Origin of the sequence: Streptococcus cristatus (assembly GCF_008369405.1) — a bacterium.
GTDB classification, from domain to species: Bacteria; Bacillota; Bacilli; order Lactobacillales; family Streptococcaceae; genus Streptococcus; species Streptococcus cristatus_G.
This window is the reverse complement of the sequence record NZ_VSJJ01000012.1, coordinates 39,594-58,113: the sequence shown is the minus strand read 5'-3', so window position 1 is coordinate 58,113 and position 18,520 is coordinate 39,594. Positions and strand designations below refer to the sequence as shown.

12 protein-coding genes and 1 pseudogene are annotated in these 18,520 nt (G+C 39.7%); 12 read left to right on the top strand and 1 reads right to left on the bottom strand.

What is annotated here, in order from left to right:
• Positions 1-159: 159 nt before the first annotated feature.
• Positions 160-1,500, top strand: a complete 1,341-nt coding sequence (locus FXF62_RS09825; RefSeq protein ID WP_149518595.1) for a hemolysin family protein — start codon at positions 160-162, stop codon at positions 1,498-1,500.
• A 341-nt stretch (positions 1,501-1,841) separates the two neighbouring features.
• On the opposite strand, the pseudogene FXF62_RS09820 reads toward FXF62_RS09825, so the two are convergent.
• Positions 1,842-1,937: pseudogene (locus tag FXF62_RS09820) on the bottom strand (trehalose operon repressor); the annotation flags it as partial.
• A 501-nt stretch (positions 1,938-2,438) separates the two neighbouring features.
• On the opposite strand from FXF62_RS09820, the gene pflA reads away from it, so the two are divergent.
• The 11 genes from pflA to FXF62_RS09760 all read left to right on the top strand — a co-directional run bounded on the left by pflA (position 2,439) and on the right by FXF62_RS09760 (position 18,512).
• Positions 2,439-3,236, top strand: coding sequence for a pyruvate formate-lyase-activating protein (gene pflA / locus FXF62_RS09810; protein WP_149518594.1), 798 nt, complete (start codon positions 2,439-2,441; stop codon positions 3,234-3,236).
• A gap of 558 nt (positions 3,237-3,794) precedes the next feature.
• Positions 3,795-4,400 (top strand): glycosyltransferase family 8 protein, encoded by a 606-nt coding sequence (locus FXF62_RS10955; protein WP_316578651.1) that lies wholly within the window; start codon positions 3,795-3,797, stop codon positions 4,398-4,400.
• A gap of 72 nt (positions 4,401-4,472) precedes the next feature.
• A complete protein-coding gene (locus FXF62_RS10950) occupies positions 4,473-4,883 on the top strand; it encodes a glycosyltransferase family protein (RefSeq protein ID WP_316578650.1) in 411 nt (136 codons plus the stop codon).
• Between the two features lie 248 nt (positions 4,884-5,131).
• Positions 5,132-6,391 (top strand): accessory Sec system protein translocase subunit SecY2, encoded by a 1,260-nt coding sequence (gene secY2 / locus FXF62_RS09795; RefSeq protein ID WP_149518593.1) that lies wholly within the window; start codon positions 5,132-5,134, stop codon positions 6,389-6,391.
• A 6-nt stretch (positions 6,392-6,397) separates the two neighbouring features.
• Entirely contained in the window at positions 6,398-7,999 is a 1,602-nt protein-coding gene (gene asp1, locus FXF62_RS09790; protein ID WP_149518592.1) for an accessory Sec system protein Asp1, read from the top strand.
• Entirely contained in the window at positions 7,986-9,548 is a 1,563-nt protein-coding gene (gene asp2, locus FXF62_RS09785; protein WP_149518591.1) for an accessory Sec system protein Asp2, read from the top strand. The genes asp1 and asp2 overlap by 14 nt, the downstream gene beginning before the upstream one ends.
• Entirely contained in the window at positions 9,545-10,579 is a 1,035-nt protein-coding gene (gene asp3 / locus FXF62_RS09780; RefSeq protein WP_149518590.1) for an accessory Sec system protein Asp3, read from the top strand. Before asp2 ends, asp3 begins: the two co-directional genes overlap by 4 nt.
• Positions 10,569-12,956, top strand: coding sequence for an accessory Sec system translocase SecA2 (gene secA2, locus FXF62_RS09775; protein ID WP_149518589.1), 2,388 nt, complete (start codon positions 10,569-10,571; stop codon positions 12,954-12,956). The genes asp3 and secA2 overlap by 11 nt, the downstream gene beginning before the upstream one ends.
• A 68-nt stretch (positions 12,957-13,024) precedes the next feature.
• Complete coding sequence (locus tag FXF62_RS09770; RefSeq protein ID WP_149518588.1) at positions 13,025-16,156, top strand: hypothetical protein; 3,132 nt, start codon at positions 13,025-13,027, stop codon at positions 16,154-16,156.
• A 65-nt stretch (positions 16,157-16,221) separates the two neighbouring features.
• Positions 16,222-17,397 (top strand): family 1 glycosylhydrolase, encoded by a 1,176-nt coding sequence (locus FXF62_RS09765; RefSeq protein WP_149518587.1) that lies wholly within the window; start codon positions 16,222-16,224, stop codon positions 17,395-17,397.
• A 266-nt stretch (positions 17,398-17,663) separates the two neighbouring features.
• Entirely contained in the window at positions 17,664-18,512 is an 849-nt protein-coding gene (locus FXF62_RS09760) for a hypothetical protein (protein WP_149518586.1), read from the top strand.
• Positions 18,513-18,520 lie beyond the last annotated feature (8 nt).

The following is an 18,520-nucleotide window of genomic DNA, read 5'->3' as shown; positions in this document are numbered from 1 at the left end:
GTACTCTTATCATATCAGGGAATCTTCTTTTTGACTTCTAGAAGTCTCACATCTATTGTAACGCTACAAGATGCAAAACGCTTTCCAATAAATCCTTGTGCACGAATCCTAAAAATATGTTATAATCAAGGTTGATCATAATTTTTAGGAGAAGAATCCATGGAAGACCCTGGCAGTCAGAGTATTTTATTGCAAGCAATACTGCTATTTGTTTTAACCTTACTAAATGCCTTTTTCTCAGCTTCTGAGATGGCGATGGTGTCGCTCAATCGAGCTCGCGTCGAGCAGAAAGCCGAAGAAGGCGATGTCAAATACGCTCGTTTATTAAAAGTTCTTGAAAGTCCCAATAACTTTCTGTCAACGATTCAGGTCGGTATCACCGTCATCAATATCCTGTCGGGGGCAAGCTTTGCGGACAATCTAGGGAAAATCTTTGCTTCTTGGATGGGTGATTCCAAAACGGCACATGCAGTTGCTAGTTTCTTGGCACTTGCTCTTTTGACCTATATTTCCATTGTTTTGGGCGAGCTTTATCCTAAGCGGATTGCCATGAATCTCAAGGACAGTTTAGCCATTCGTACCGCACCTGTGATTATCTTCCTAGGGAAAATCGTCAGTCCTTTCGTTTGGTTGCTCTCAGCTTCGACTAATCTCCTTAGTCGGATTACGCCGATGCAGTTCGACGATGCAGACGAAAAGATGACGCGGGATGAGATTGAGTACATGTTGACTAAGAGCGAGGAGACGCTGGATGCAGACGAAATCGAAATGTTGCAGGGTATTTTCTCGCTGGATGAGCTGATGGCGCGTGAACTCATGGTACCGCGGACGGATGCCTTTATGGTGGATATTCAGGACGATACTCAAGAAATCATCAAAAGCATTCTCAAGCAGAGTTTTTCGCGGATTCCTGTCTATGATGGCGACAAGGACAATGTCATTGGTCTCATTCACACAAAACGTCTATTGAATGAAGGCTTTGTAAATGGTTTTGACAATATTGTTCTGCGTAAGATTCTGCAAGAGCCACTCTTTGTACCTGAAACGATTTTTGTAGATGATTTGCTCAAATCTCTCCGGAATACCCAAAATCAAATGGCGATTCTGTTGGATGAGTATGGTGGTATGGCAGGTTTGGTTACACTGGAAGACCTCTTGGAGGAGATTGTCGGTGAGATTGACGATGAGACAGACAAGGTTGCCATCGAAGTTCATGAAATCGGTGAGAATACCTACATTGTTTTAGGAACAATGACCCTCAATGACTTTAATGAATACTTTGAAGTTGAAATCGATAGTGATGATGTGGACACCATTGCTGGTTATTATCTGACTGGTGTTGGGACCATTCCAAATCCAACAGAACGGCTCAGCTATGAAGTGGAAAGTCAGAATAAAAAACTGATTTTGACCAATGACAAGGTCAAGAATGGCCGTGTCACCAAGGTGAAAGTGGAAATATCTGAAATCATTGAAGAAAATGAAGAAGCTGAAAAATAATTCAGCTTCTTTTTAAGTTTTCCGCAAGATTTTTATAAGGAATGCTTAAGCTGAAAGTCTTATACTAGTCTCAACAAATAAGAAATGAGGGCAGTCCAATGACATATAAAGTTAAAGTAAATTATAAGGGATCATTCATCCGCTCCAAGCTAAAATAAGTAGCCTAACCAGTAGTAGCAATAGAAGCAAGAAATAGATTCTCGTATAAGAATTTCATAAATTTTTCATATCATCTCCTAAATATAAAAAACTAAAAAATAAACCAAAGAACAGGAAAACTCCTCTGATCGCTAGATTTTAGCTGACAGAGGAGATTTTTGATGCTCGATGCATCAGCGACTTCATTCTTTTTGCCGTGTAGCAAAGTCCATAAAGCGAAATTTATCTAATTTGTGCCGGCTTTCTGTATACTGAAACTGGCGGCCGTCGAAGAGATAGAAGATAGAGCATTTTTAGATATTATCAAATTAGGCAGGTGCTGATTTCGAATTACGAGGAGACAGCAGTAGCAACGACCATGACCCTGCAGCCTTATGAAACCTTGGCTATTCTGGTAAAATAATGCTTAAAACCAGCTTAAGCTTCTTTTAAGTATGGCGCAGTATACTAGAAGCATCAAATGAAGCCCTCTTAACTTTATTTGCATAGAAGGAATACTTTAGTTTAACAGATGAGCAGCTGTTATGGCTATAGTTCCACACCTTTTTTCATAACAATCTCCGAAAGGGTCGCCCCTAGGGCGGCTTTTTTATGGAGAAAGCTGGAAATGGAGAGTAGTAGTTTTTAGAAAAACTGAAAATCCTATCTGTTGTAACACAATGAAAATGAAATTGAAAAACAGTTTGTTTTCTAAAAAATAGGCAGAATCTATCTATTTTTAGTCAAATCGTGATATAATATAGATAAAATAAAACGTTTTCAAGTGCAAGAGGATTATTATGGTTGAAGAAGCTATTGATTATGGGAAAGTAACGGGAATGGTGCACTCTACGGAGAGTTTTGGAGCTGTGGACGGACCTGGCATCCGCTTCATCGTCTTTTTGCAGGGCTGTCATATGCGTTGTCAATATTGCCACAATCCAGATACTTGGGAGATGGAGACCAATAAATCTCAGTTGCGGACCGTGGATGATGTCCTACAAGAAGCTCTTCGTTACAAAGGTTTCTGGGGCAATAAAGGCGGCATTACCGTCAGCGGGGGAGAAGCACTTCTGCAGATTGACTTTTTGATTGCCTTCTTTACTAAGGCCAAAGAACTGGGGATTCATTGTACGCTGGATACTTGTGCTCTGCCTTTTAGAAATACGCCTCGTTATCTAGAAAAGTTTGATAAACTGATGGCGGTGACGGATTTGGTTTTGCTGGATATCAAGGAAATTGATGAAGCACAGCATAGAATCGTGACCAGCCAGACGAATAAAAACATCTTGGCCTGTGCAAAATACCTCTCAGATATCGGGAAGCCAGTGTGGATTCGTCACGTTCTGGTGCCAGGCTTGACGGACCGTGATGATGATTTGATTGAGCTAGGTAAATTTGTCAAAACACTCAAGAATGTTGATAAGTTTGAAATCTTACCTTATCATACGATGGGAGAGTTTAAATGGCGGGAGCTGGGCATTCCTTATTCACTGGAAGGGGTGAAGCCCCCGACTGCCGAGCGGGTCAAAAATGCCAAGGAACTGATGCAAACGGAATCCTATACCGAATACATGAATCGAGTACATAATAACTAAGTGATGTAAGTAGGGTAAGATGAGGCTGGGACAAAAGTCCTAGCCTCTCAATTGTCTTTGGATTGTTGAGCAAGACGCAGTGGTTGAGTGGGCTCTACTAGGCTTATTTCATCAGCTTTTACAGCCCTACTCAACTGTGCGGAGGTGGGACGACGAAATCGAATTCTAACGAATGACCGATTTCTGTCCCATTCTCATTTTTCTCAAGAAAATACCTGCTAATTCTTTGAGATAGCCTAATTCTATAAGTTTTGATAGCATGATCAGCACCTATTTAAAGACGTTACAGGTGGCGGCTGTCTGATTTTAAAAGGATGGATATATTAGAAGCGCTTATAGCAAGCTTTCTTCTTTTTGTGTGAGTAGCTTTCACCTCTATTTTAAGGCTAGAAAAGTTAGGTCTAGCTTTCAAGAAGGTGTTTGAATAAAGGCGGAATTTATGGTATAATAAGGCTTAATAGCGATTTTTTTAGAGAATAGAATAAGCGTAGTGGGAGTAGTGTTTTGGAAAAGAAAAAAGCCATTGTGGTTTCGGGAGATTATGGGTATATCAGATAGATTGAAACGACAATAAAATCTCTTTGCTGTCACCATAAAAATTTAGATATTTATGTTTTTAATCAGGATATTCCTCAAGAATGGTTCTACTATACGCGTCGGAAGGTAGAAGCAGCTGGTAGTCAGTTGAACGATGTGAAATTATTCAATGATCAGATTGATGATCAGGTGAAATCAAAATGGGAAGCTGGAACTTACGCTCACATTAACTATATGGCTTATGGGCGCTATTTTATACCGAATTACGTTGCAGCAGATAAAGTTTTATATTTAGATTGTGATATTGTTGTGACACGAAATCTGGACCATCTTTTTGAGATAGATCTGGAGGATTATTATGTAGCAACGACTCGCGCGACATATGGAGTAGGCTTGGGCTTTAATTCCGGAATGATGCTCATCAATAATAAGCGTTGGCGTGAAGAAAACATGGCTCAGCAGTTGGTCGAGTTGACAGATCGAGAATTAGCCAATGTTACTGAAGGTGATCAGTCTATCTTGAATTTGATGTTTGAGGGCAAAAAACTTGATTTGGAAGATACTTACAATTTTCAAATCGGCTTTGATTTGGGAGCTGCGCTAGATCAGCATGACTGGATTTTCTAAATCCCACTCTCTCCACTGCCTGCTGTTTTGCATTATATTTCTGGTCAAAAACCATGGAACACTGTTTCCAACATGCGTCTGCGTGAAGTATGGTGGTTTTACAATTCTCTTGATTGGTCTACAATTATTGAGACAGATGAATTTGATGTCGAGAAAGCTATTAAACAGAGGGATGAAGGCTTTACTCTCCACTGTGTAACCTTGACAAACTCAGATAGACTAGAGGGAATTGAAGATTTGGCGAGTGCATTACCAAACTGTCTATTTCATATTGCTGCCTACACACAGATGTCTGATAAGTTACTCAAACTGATGGCTTATGAAAATGTTCGCTTGCACGCTGCAATTTTGCCATATCCTTTGAGAGATTTACTTGCAAGCTGTGACATTTATCTTGATATCAATCACGATCAGAAATTCGATACTGTAATTAGAGAGTTTCAAGAGTCTGGTAAGCCTGTTTATGCCTTTGATAATGTATAAACAGAAGGGGTTTCAGAGCAAGTATTCTCACATGAGAATTATCAGGAAATGGTGGAAAAAATTCGATCAGATTTTAATTAAATGACGAATTGCCCCACATTTTGTAATCAAAATAGAGAAAGCAAGTTGATTCCTTATCTATAATTCTATGGAATGGACTTGCTTTCTTAAGTCTTTGACTTAAAAGACAAGTTTATGTATGAAAAGAGGGCTCTGGGCAAGTCCACAATACAAATAAAGGATAATAAATGGAGCACTTTGGTCTTAAGAAAAAGAAGCGTCAGAATATTTTTAGAAAGAGAATCCTCTTTACACTGTTCATCATTGCTATTTATATATTAGGAAGGCATATCTTGCTTCCAGGTTACAATGGCAGTATGGAAGCTTTTCGGATAAAGGAAGGCAATCCCTTGGCTTCTTTGTATATTTTGGCAGGAATTGATGTTTCTCAGATTTCAGTATTTTCTTTGGGCTTAGGACCTTGGATTACGACGATGATTGTATGGCAAGTCATGAACCTAAAGAAAAGCTGGAATATACAATCTTGGTCCCTTAAAAAAACAGATTTCTTTCAAAAGATCTTAACCTTGTTCTTTGCGATTGTGCAGGGACTAGCCATTATGTACACCGCTTATAGAGGAAATGGTCGCTTTCTACTTCTTGTAGATGATTGGCTCTATAATCTACCAGTTTTACTCACAGTTGTGACAGGCAGTTTTATCATTATTTGGTTGTCAAGTCTTAATACTCGTAAAGGAGTGGGAGGGTCAACCATTATTATCATTTCAGGGATTTTGCTCCAGTTTGCCAATCAATTAATAATCTTGATTGGTCAATCTCTGTCTTCTCTCCGAGGTGGCATGATGTTAGTTGCTGCGGCGATAGCTTATCTTCTTTTGACTTTTGTTGCTGTTGTATGTGAGAAAGCGGAGATACGCTTGCCTCTTAATCGGATCATGTTAAGCAGTCGTTACAATGATAAATCTTATTTGCCGATTAAGTTCATTCCTTCTGGTGGAATGCCCATCATGTATGCAACAAGTGTCTTGATATTGGTCCAATTACTAGTAGACTGGATTGGAAAAAGATTTTCAGTAAAAATTGGGAATGTATTTGATTTTACAAAACCTCTGAGTCTCCTAATTTATCTAGTTGCAATTTACCTCTTGGCTATTTTGTTTGCCTATATCAATTTGGAACCGGAAGAGACTGCCAAGCGCTTGCAGCGTCAGGGAGAATATTTTGACTATATTCAGCCTGGGAAAGAAACCTTAAAAGTGTTAAAACATCATATTTCTTTGCAAGCAAATACAGGAGCGATCTATCTAATCTTGTATGTCGGTCTGCCTTATTTTGTTAATTTCTTCTTGCCTTTGCCAAGTTTCTTTTTGACCTTGCCCAGCACGCTAGTTATTCTGATTAGTATGCTTATACCTTTGCGCGAAGAAATACGAATCTTGAGAATTGGGACTTATTATCATAGAGAATTAGAACTTAAAGGAGAATAGTGGGATATGTTTTACTTTGTACCTTCATGGTATAAACAAGATCGAAAATGGTATTCTACCGCCCTACCTTTCTATCTGCAACCGAAAAATATGATGTTTGATGATGCCGTAAATTTATTGCGGATGTTTCAACAGTCAGGAGAAGCCAACTCTGTCCTGATTTTGAATTACTCACCTCATATCCGAACTTTCTTTTATCAACAAAGACTTTCATCAGATGAAATGTGGAATCTATTTGATAGCATACAAGGTCTGACAGATGTGCCTGCACGAAAAATTCGTTTGGATGATTTGAAATGGCCACAGGGAGCAGAAATCTTTTATACTCCTTTTATTGTAGATGTTCACGTTGATCACCTACCTCATGCTCAGATTAATTTTTCACAAATAGGTAATATTTTTGATATTACCTATTTTGAAAATAATCAGATAGATTATCAGCTTGTTTTTGATGACCGTGGCTTTGTCTCCAGTATTATCTACTTTGAGCATAATCAGCCTTATTATCAGGACTATCTGAATGCACAAGGAATATGGCAATTCAGAGAGTTTTTGACAGCTGATAACCAGCAGGTCATTATCAATCCTGAAGCGCAGGGAACATTTGCTAAGGATGTCTATCAGAATATTGAGGAGCTTGTTAAAGAAAAGCTAGAGCAGCATTTGGCTTCTGTTTTAACCAAGGATGATTCGATTATTGTTTCAGCAGATGTGCAGCATAATCATTTTTTCCAAAGTGTTAAGAGGGATCATCTTGTTGTCTTGTCCTTCTTTGGCAATCGTTATCCGATTACGAATACAGAACAATTATTGTCTGATTTAAAAGATACGACATTTTTTGTGGTAGATAGCTTAGACAAAATCGAGAAGATTGCAGCACAAGTAGAGGAAGTAGAAGAAGAGCAACTTCCTGCTTATTATGAGATTCCCCCTTATGACACTCAGTTGAATCTTGGGCATAGTCAGCGGAAAAAAGAGTTGATCATCTATGTCAATTTCGATACTTTACCAGAACATCATCTTCAATATGTCTTTACTTCCTTGTTTGATATGATGTTGCAACATGAGTGGATTGACTTATTGGTTGGGACGCAGAGTCAGGATTTTGGTCGAGAAGCTTCTATTCGACAGTTTCTTGAGGAATCTTTATCATCAACAAAGTATGCAGAAAAATTGCTCCTTGTTGACAAAGATAAGGCCGCTAAGAGTGGTGATCCACGCTTAGAAGATGATGATAGCCTCAGAGAGCGAATTGATACTGTGGTGATTCATAGTGATATCGATTTGGCGAAGGCTCTGAAGTATGTTCGCGTCATCTTGGATTTGGGAAGCCCGGCAGATATACGAACTCAAATTGCAGGTATCAGCGGAGGGATTCCTCAAGTGAATTTGTATAGCTCTTCTTATGTCAAACACGGTGAAAATGGTTGGATCATGGATGATATTTCCAGCCTGAAAGACGCCCTCTTGTACTATCTCACAGATTTGGAGCATTGGAACCAATCTTTGGTACATTCGGTTAAGAAGATTGAACAGTACACAAGGGGTGAAATTGTCGAAATGTGGAAAAATACGATAAAGGAATTAAAGCTAAATGAAGAGAATTAGTGTCCTACAGATTGCCGATGAGAATTGGCAAGATCAATATGAAATTCCTAGTAATATCGCATGGACATTTGTAAAGCCAGAAAACATCATGTCTCTCTTGCCAGAAGATATTGGTATTTTAAAGCAAGATAGGCTGAAGAAACCCAAGCCTGTCAAACCTTATGATGTTGTCTTGGTAGATACTGTCGAACATTTTGAGTACATTACAGTATTGGATAGTCTGATTCAGGTTTATCGCTTGTTTTACCATGAGCGCTGTCAGATTACTACTAGAACCTTGGAAAGATTCCTTATGCGCAAAAAGGCGGTCAAGTCTGTTTTTGAAGATCCCGCTCAGATGTTGTATCTATTCTCTAGAGGCTTTTCTTCTCAGCAAAGTGGTACCAAGCTCAGTGTCAATCACTTGACGATTAATCCTTCTTTTAAGGGTCAGATTGACTATGAAGGAACCAACTATCTCCGTCTGTGTGGGGAATTTGGTGAGGATTACCAAACTGTAGCAACCTATCAGTACAATATTTTTTTGAATGGAGATACTCCTTTGGATTTGTGGCCAGAATTCAGGCACTCGGACGATTGCTTGATTCGTTATGTCATCAAAGGCTACCCAGTTGGAAGCTCTCCCATGCAAGAGTGGATTTATGATAAAGAAACTTTTGAGAAGCCTCTCGTTTTGGATACCAGCGATTCTTATTACCTAAGCGTCAGTGTTCAAGTGAGGGGACAAGGAATTGTAAAAATTGGACCATTCCATCATCGCCAGTCTCATTTGGGTTATGGGGATTTATTGATCGGTGGAAATCGTGTTGTGGATAAAAATCGGGAGGAATTGATTTACTACTTCCATCCTGGTGATTTAAAGCCACCTCTCAATATTTATTTCTCTGGTTATCGTCCGGCAGAAGGTTTTGAGGGCTACTGGATGATGAACAATTTGGGATCGCCTTTCTTGCTGATTGGAGATCCGCGTTCTGAGGGGGGAGCTTTCTATCTCGGCTCAGAAGAGCTTGAGCAAAAGCTGATTCAAGTCATCCGTCATTGTTTAGATGAATTGGGCTTTACAAGTGACCAGTTAATCTTGTCGGGCTTATCAATGGGAACCTTTGGTGCCCTGTATTATGCTTCCAAGTTAGAGCCTCATGCAGTGATTGTCGGAAAACCCGTAGTGAATTTAGGTGATGTTGCAGAGAATGAGTCCACTATTCGTCCTGGAGGTTTCCCTACCTCTTTAGACATGGTACTTCGTGCGACAGGTGAACTCTCAGAAGAAGGGATTTCCCAGCTCAATGAACATTTCTGGATAGCTTTCAAGGCGGCCAATTTTTCAAAGACTAGATTTATTGTGTCTTATATGCAACATGATGATTATGATAACACGGCCTATCCTGATATGCTAGAAGAGCTAGGAAAGCGAGCTTATCGCGTTAATATCATTAGTAAGGGATTGACTGGGCGACACAATGATGACACACAAGGAGTCGTCGAGTGGTTCTTTAACCAATATAAAGCTTTGCTAGCGAATAATTTTGAAAGGAAGTTTGATTCGTGAGATACAAGGAAGAAATCTATTTTGCTTATTGGGATATGCAAAGTGTATCTCAGTATCTATATGGATCGTCTGTTAAGCTGCTAGCAGATGGGCATGTCTTATATGAAAATCAGTTCATGCCATCTGGGACAGTTATTCATGAATGGCATTCGCAAGCAAACTATCAGGCTTTACGAAATACGAGCCAGCTTCCTGAATTGAAGCGAGGAGAAAAATATATCTTTGGCAGCCATCTGGGGACTCTTCCTGAAAATTCGACCTACTTGAAGATTGAATTTATGAATGCGCGTGATGAGGAGATTTTTAATCAAATCATTAAGCAGGGTGAAACCATGAGCGTTCGCGTTCCGAACAATACCCATCATTATAAAATTCAATTAGTGAGTTCTGGTTGCCATCGTTTCTTGTTTGAAAGCATTTATATTGCCGAAGAAGGTGTGGCAGATTATACAGTCGATCGCTATTGGATTTCGAAATTGTTGCATAAGGACGTCAATCAAGAGACGATTTACGTTTGCTTTACGGAGCCTGATTTCAATCGGACGGGCTACATTCCAGAAATCGTTCGGGAACATTTTTCAAATCTGCTGGTAGTCAATTCTTCCTATAAAGACGCTCTTTTGTATATGGAAAAAGAGTTCTTCGAAATCTTGCTTGGAACAATTGAAAAGCTATCTCGAGAATATTCTTTTGAAAAGGTCGCTTTTGCTGGCTATGGGCCAATTTCAAATGTCGCAGCCTTGCTTTACTCACAGCAATTTGAAAATACCTATGCTTTAGTGACTGATGATTTTATGTCAGAATTGGATTATCAGCATGTTCTTGATCGCTATCGAAATAGGGTGAATTATCCTTTATTTAGAGATTTGCTACTGGAACGCTTCAACTCAGCTAGAGTAAAAGAATATGCCCATCTGAAAAATAGGCCACGGGTACTAACCAAAATTGATTATTTGTTGGATCAGTCCTTTTTGCTTCAAAAAATAGACTTGGAGAAAACGGAAGAGTGGATGAGAAAGAATGAAGCCTAAAAAATTACATTTAGCTAATTCCTTTAAACTAAGGCGATATAAAAAAATCTTAGAAAAGATTAATCAGCTTTCTGATGATTATGCAGCTATGTCAGATAAAGAATTGCAGGCTAAAACTCAATGGTTTAAAGGCCGTCTTTCTAAGGGAGAAAGGCTGCAGGAAATTTTACCAGAAGCCTATGTCACCATTCGTGAAGCGGCTAAGCGCGTCTTGGGGCTTTATCCTTACGATGTACAAATCTTAGGTGCCTTAGTCATGCAAGATAATCAGATTGCCGAGATGAGGACAGGAGAGGGCAAAACGCTGACAGCGGTTCTTCCCTTGTACTTAAATGCTTTAACTGGAAACAGCACCATCTTGGTTACGGCCAATGAATATTTGGCGATACGTGACGCTAAACAAATGGCTCCTGTTTTTCATTACTTAGGAATGACAGTTGGGATTGGTGTTTCAGAAAATCCAGCTAAAAAGTTAAAGGTTGTGCAAAAGCAGCGGATTTATCAAAGTGATATCGTTTATACCACACACAGTGCGCTGGGATTTGACTACCTTGAGGAAAATTTGGCAACATCCAAATCAAAGAAATTCTTACCGAAGTTCTATTTCTGTTTGGTTGACGAGGTTGATGCAGCTCTCCTAGACAGTGCGCAAATGCCTCTGATTATCTCAGGCTCTCCGCGGGTTCAGTCTAATCTATTTGTTACCTGTGATGAGTTTGTTAAGACCTTGAAAGAAGGAGAAGATTTCAAGCTGGATTCGACTCGAACTTCAGTCTGGTTGACGAGAAAAGGTGTCAAGGAAGCAGAAATTTACTTCCGTGTGCAAAATGCCTACGATCCCAATAACTACCAACTGATTCGTCAAATAAATTTGGCTTTAAGAGCCAATCATTTATTTGAAAAAGACCGCCAATATACTGTGGATAATGGTGAAGTCAAATTGATGGATGAGGGAACCGGTCGACTTTTAGAAGGGAATAAGCTCCAATCTGGCCTGCATCAAGCCTTGGAAGCGAGAGAACGTGTGAAGATTTCCCTAGAAACACGCTCCATGGCCTCCATTACCTACCAGAATCTATTCAAGATGTTTCCTAAGTTGGCTGGCATGACGGGTACGGGTAAGGTTTGCGAAGACGAATTCCGTGAAGTATATGATTTGGGAGTGGTCGTTGTACCGACTAGAAAACCCAATCAACGGATTGACTATCCAGACGAGATTTATCTGACGATTCCTCAGAAACTTTATGCTTCTTTGGATTATATTAAAAAATTACACAGAAAAGGTCAGCCAGTTCTGATTGCGACAGGATCAGTGAGAATGTCAGAAATTTACTCCATGCTCTTGCTACAGGAAGGGATTGCTCACAATGTGCTAAATGCCCATAATGCTGCAAAAGAGGCAGAGATGATTGCTCAGGCAGGCCGACGTTCTGCGGTGACCGTCGCAACCTCCATGGCTGGTCGAGGAACGGATATTATCCTAGAAGATGGGGTTGCCAAATTAGGTGGACTGGCAGTTATTGGGACAGAGAGAATGTCCAGCGAGCGAGTTGATCTGCAGCTTCGTGGTCGTGCAGGCCGTCAAGGCGCACCAGGATTAAGTAAATTTTTCGTGTCACTTGAGGATGATATTATTACAAAGTCTGGCAGTAAATGGATAAATGATTTTTATCAAAAAGAAGTTGCCAAGCCAGAGGAAAAGCAGAAGGTTCGTCTAAAATCTGCTCGTGTGAAATTTGCTGTGGCGGAAGCTCAGAAAAACAGTGATAATGAAGGAGCAGCTTCAAGACGCTCAACGGAGCAGTACGATGAAAGTATCCGTATTCAACGGCAAATCATCTATAATAAACGGAATGACATCATTGCTCATCCGGATTTTGATTTAGATTATTTTCTATCTGTGCTATCAGATGCCATGGATGCTTATGTGAAGAAACATCCCTTTAAAGAGCAAGCTGATTTGTATCGTTTTGTTTTGGATAACATTAGTTACTATTGTCAAGACATTCCAAAAAATCTAGATGTGACAAATATTCAGCAAGTTAAAAAGTTTCTATCCAAGCTTTTTATTGAAGAATATCAGCGAAAACGAGATAGGATTGAGGATTCAGAACTGTTTGGGCAGCTTCAACGCATTGCAGTGCTAAGAGCAGTGGATGATTGCTGGGTGGAACAAGTTGACTATCTACAACAATTTCAAGCTTTAGTAATCAGTCGTGGCTATGCGCAAAAGAATCCTGTATATGAGTTTCATAAAGAGGCTTTTGAGTCATATAAAAGAATGAATGCAGACATGAGTCTTAAAATTATAAAAAATATGGCACTGAGTTCTATCAATATTCAGCCGACAGGGAAATTAGAGGTTTTCTTTGGCTAATGCTTTGACAGATTCTGCTATAGACTTTATAATAAGGATATAACTGCATTCGGGAGAAAATGTATATTATGGGTAAAAATAAAAAAGTAAGAGCCAAGGGGTCTAAGCGCGTTATATCGAAGTTTAAACGATTGGTGACGGAGGATGATGATTATTATAATCCAGATGCAGCCATCTTAAAACCGATGAGCCGAAAACCACAAGACCAAAATCAGCCTGTGGTAGACCCTAACGAGGAATTAGAATCATTGGCAGAGCCAATGTCTATCATGGAAGCCTTTGAGGATTTTCAAGCCAATAATAGCTTAGTAGTAGATGATTTGGTAAGAAATCTCAGCCAGAGTCTATCAACGAGCGTTCAAAACTCTCTTAGCTTGTCTGCAGCTAATTCCTACAGTGATTCCGTTGCAACAAGTGAGCCTTCTCTTCAAGATTCGCAGTGGGAGAATGATTCTTTAGAGGTCTCTTCTCAGGACTCCCTTGCTCACATTGTTGAACAGTCGGATGAAGATTATCTGGTAGGTCAATCTTCTTATCAGGATGCGACACTTTCAGCGTCAACAGAAGTCTACAATGGTTCAAATGACTATAATGAAGAGCTATGGACATCAGAAAATTCTGATGACATTCATGAAGTTGCTTCCCATGAATCAACCATGGTAAGCTCAGAATTAGAATCATTAAGTTTGGTAGAGTCTGAGTCAGAAGCAGCTTATGCTAACGAATCACTTTCTGCTTCCATCAGTGAGAGTGAGAGCCTATCTGAGTCTGTCTACTGGAGTTTGGTAGAGTCTGAGTCACTCAGCCTTTCCGATTCAGAAGCAGCTTATGTCAGTGCATCACTTTCTGCTTCCATCAGTGAGAGTGAAAGTCTTTCCGTGTCTGCCTATTGGAGTTTGGTAGAGTCTGAGTCACTCAGCCTTTCCGATTCAGAAGCAGCTTATGCTAGCGCGTCACTTTCTGCTTCCATCAGTGAGAGTGAGAGCCTATCTGAGTCTGTCTACTGGAGTTTGGTAGAGTCCGAGTCACTCAGCCTTTCCGATTCAGAAGCAGCTTATGCTAACGAATCACTTTCTGCTTCCATTAGTGAGAGCGAAAGTCTATCTGAGTCTGCTTACTGGAGTCTGGTAGAATCTGAGTCTCACAGCCTCTCTGAGTCAGAAGCAGCTTATGCTAGCGCGTCACTTTCTGCTTCCATCAGTGAGAGTGAGAGCCTATCTGAGTCTGTCTACTGGAGTTTGGTAGAGTCCGAGTCACTCAGCCTTTCCGAGTCAGAATCAGCTTATGCTAACGAATCACTTTCTGCTTCTATCAGTGAGAGTGAAAGTCTTTCCCAGTCTGCCTACTGGAGTCTGGTAGAATCCGAGTCACTCAGCCTCTCAGAATCCGCTTCTATCCTTTTGAGCGAATTCGTTTCAACTTCGGTAGCGGATAGCCGGTCAGCTTCTCTTTCTGAATCAATTAGTGCTAGTCTGAGTCTTTCTGAATCTGAGTCTTTAAGTGCCTTAGAAGCGGCCTCAGTTAGCCTTTCAGATTCGAGTGACGATTTTGGTTCAACTTCAGTAAGTGAAAGTAACCCAGATACCTTCTTGACTTCTCTAAGCACTAGTCTGAGTCTCTCTATTTCTGAGTGGTTGGCTCAGTCTGAGTTTACTTCACTTAGCCTGTCGGCATCTGAATCATTGAGCATCAGTAAGTTTCTATCCTTGAGTGAAGCATTTTCTCAACTTCTTTTCGAGTCAGAATCAGCCAAGGAGAGTCAGCAACTATCAGAATCAATCAGCTATAGCCAGTCCCTTTCTGCTTCAGAATCTTTGAGGAGATGGACAGTGGAATCTCTCAGTCTTAGCGAGTCTATCTCCTTTAGCGAGTCTATCTCCTTTAGCGAGTCTATTGCTGAATACACTTGGTTAAGCTCATCATTGTCAGTCAGTGCCTTTGTTGCCCAATCTGAATTAGAGAGCAAGTTGACCTCGATTTCAGAGTCTATTAGTCAAAGTGCCAGCATTTCAGAAGTCCTTAGCTTGAGTGAATCGGCTTCCTTGAGCGAATATGAGAGTCTCAGTCAGAGTATCAGTGTTTCTGAATCCTTGAGTCAATCTGAGCAAGATAGTCTCAGTCTCAGTGTCTCTGAATCGCTCAGTCATAGTGCTAGCCATTCAAGCTCTTTGAGTTTGAGTCAATCCCTTTCTGAGTATACTTGGTTAAGCTCCTCATTATCAGTCAGTGCCTCTGTCGCCCAATCTGAATTAGAGAGCAAGTTGACCTCAATTTCAGAGTCTATTAGTCAAAGTGCCTTCATCTCTATTAGTATTTCAGAATCCCTCAGCCACAGTGTCAACGTTTCAAGGTCCTTAAGTTTGAGTGAATCAATTGCCTTGAGTGAATCAATTGCCTTGAGTGAGTCTGAAAGCCTTAGTCAGAGTCTTAGTGTCTCAGAATCCTTGAGTCAAAGTCTTAGCCTTTCAAGCTCCTTAAGTGTGAGTGAATATGAAAGTGTTAGCCAGATGCATAGTATCTCAGAATCCTTGAGTGAGAGTGCGAGCCTTTCAATCTCTTTGAGTGAGAGTCAATCCATTTCAGAGTATAATTGGCTAAGTTCCTCACTATTAGTTAGTGCCTCTGTTGCCCAATCTACATATGAGAGCAAGTTGATTTCGGTTTCAGAATCCGTGAGTCAGAGCACTTCAACCTCTATCAGTCTTTCAGAATCCCTCAGTCATAGTGTTAGCACTTCATCTTCCTTGAGTTTGAGTGAATCGATTTCCTTGAGTGAATCAGAGCAAATCAGTCAAAGTATCGTGAGAGTTTCTTTATCTGAATTTTATAGTATTTCAATCTCAGAGTTGCTTTCTTATAAACAGAGCGTTTCAGAATCTAAGTCTCTTTCACATAGTTTACACATTTCAGAATCTCTCTCAAATAGTTTGTCAAGAACTGAATCCATGCGTCTTGCTTATCAACAAGAATCGAGTGAAAGTGTGAGCCTTGAATCTCAAGAAGCTTCAGAGTCCGTTCAGTTAGCTCAAGAAAGCTTGTCTGTGCAAGATTCTACAAGTCCAAACTTGAGCGTAACAGACCAAGAGGCATATCAGATGGTAAGACCAGGTTTACAGCCAATTTCTCCTGACTTAAAAAATGTCGCTAGTGCATTATCTGGATTGGCTTCTATCGCTCACAACAAGAAAGAACAGCGATAATCTTAAAGATACTAGAATATACAGTAGTATCCCTTCCTATATTCACAAAATCAAAAGGAGTCATTATGATGAGAAATACGATGCCCAACAGCAACAAAGGTTTGGGTACGACGGATGTACTACCAATCAGTGAGCCTCGTGCGGAAGTACTGACCGGGGAAATCAACTATAAAAAAGTACCGATAGGTTCCTATGATCTTCTGGGACAGGTTACTTTAGCGAGTCAACCGGATTATGTTAGTGATTTAAATCTAATTCAATCGATGGGTTTTAATGCTTATAGAATCTCCATCTCTTGGGCGCGGATTTTCCCAACGGGTGAAGAAGCGCAGCCAAGTGAAGAAGGCTTGAAGTACTATGAAGCTATCATTGATCAAGTGTTGCAAAAGGACATTGAACCGATTGTAACTTTAAGTCATTTCGATCTTCCTCTCCACCTGTATGAAAAATACGGCGCGTGGAAGAGCCGCAAGATGATTGAACTTTATGAGCATTATACAGAAGCTGTTTTCAGACATTTTAAAGACAAGGTAAGATATTGGATTACTTTTAATGAATTTAATATTTTACACCATTTACCATATCTTGGTGGCGGTCTGTCTTTTGAGGATGGAGAAAATCGGAACCAACGAATCTGGCAGGCAGCTCACTATCAATTGGTCGCTTCGGCACGTGCTGTTAAGCTTGGAAAATCAATCAATCCAGAATTTCAATTTGGCGGCATGTTGGTAGTTAGTCGTAACTATAGTCAAAATCTAGATAGTGCGATTGATGCAATGGAAGCAGAAGTCAAGAATCGTGAAAACTACGTCTTTACAGATGTTCAAGTTCGTGGTTGTTACCCAAATCATTTCTTGCGTCGCTTAGAGCGGGAGCAGATTGCCTTGGATATTGAAAATGATGACTTCTTTGACCTAAGAGTCGGTAAGGTTGATTTTGTTAGCTTTAGTTATCATGCTTCTAGCAACTCTCAAGAAGTTTTTATCAATAAATATGCTTATAACAATGCCAACAAGAATCCAATCGACCCTGTCGGTCTCCGTCTGGCGATGAACAAGCTTTATGACCGCTATCAAAAGCCACTATTTGTTGTGGAAGATGACTTGGTATTAGATGAGTCAGATAGCCTGTCAATAGAAGAGCTAAAAACAAATATTCAAGAGATTGTTAAAACAGTAGAATATGATGGTGTTGAGCTTCTCAGCTACACCCCTCTTAGCTGGGTAGATCTTAATTTCTAGAATAGATGCTTTTAGATCTAGTTACCTTTTATGAAAATACCTGAATGGATTGCATGTCATCTATTCAGGTATTTTTGTTTATAAAAGCAGATGCAAACAATCTTAAAAAATCATCGAAATAGCTGATGAATAGGATTCTATCTCCCTCTGTAGAATTCGGATTTTTTTGGTCTGAGACTTAGAAAACAATGGTAATAAGCGTTATTTTATGCTACAATTGATAAGATAGTATATAATTAGGATAAATGAAAAATAGAGGGAGCAGAATGAGACTTAAAAAGACCTTATTTGGTAACTATCGTGCCAAGGAAGTTGAAGAATACATTGAATCGTTAGAAGAAGGATTTGATAATGAAATTCGTGAAAAGAATGAGAAAATTGAATCTTTACGCAAAAAAATTGATGCTTTAAAGAACCAAGAAAGGGAAATTGGCGAAGCTGTCGTATATGCTAAATCACTGATCATTGAAGCGCATGAAAAGGCAGAAAAAGAAGCCCAAGAAGTTTTAGAAAAAGCTCAGAAAGACTTCTTACAAGTTCGATCATCTATTCTTGGAGAAATTGATGAATTGACGAAAAAACGTCTTGAAACTGAAAAGCTCTATAAGATGCAAAAGGAAAAAATCAAAGAGCTTCTTAGTCAAATTGGTCACATTCTAGACGAAGAAACTTTAGAGAGTCAAATTGACCTCTCAAGTCTAATCGAGGAAGCTTCGGAAGACGACGAATTTGCAAGTATATTTGATACTCCTTTAGAGGAAGATGAAGCTACGCGTTTGTTTGATACGCCTTTGGAAGAAGACGAGGCTTCAAATGAGCAAGTTGAAGCTGAAAGTTTATTCGATGAAGCTTCTCTTGAAGCGCACGAAGAAGAAGTAAATGAATCAGATGTTTTTGGTGAGGAAGAAGTCCCAGTAGAAATCTCTGCTCCACAAAAAGAAGTTGTAAATATTGAGCAAACATTTGCTAAAACAGGTACAGATAGTTCTATTCCTGTTACTTATTTCACTTTTCCTGCCAAAAAATCTAAAGATGAAAGCAAAGAGAAAGAAAAGAAGAAGAAAGGAAAAATCATTAAACGCCTTTCAAGAATTAAAAAAGATAGTCTTTTGTAAGAGGAATA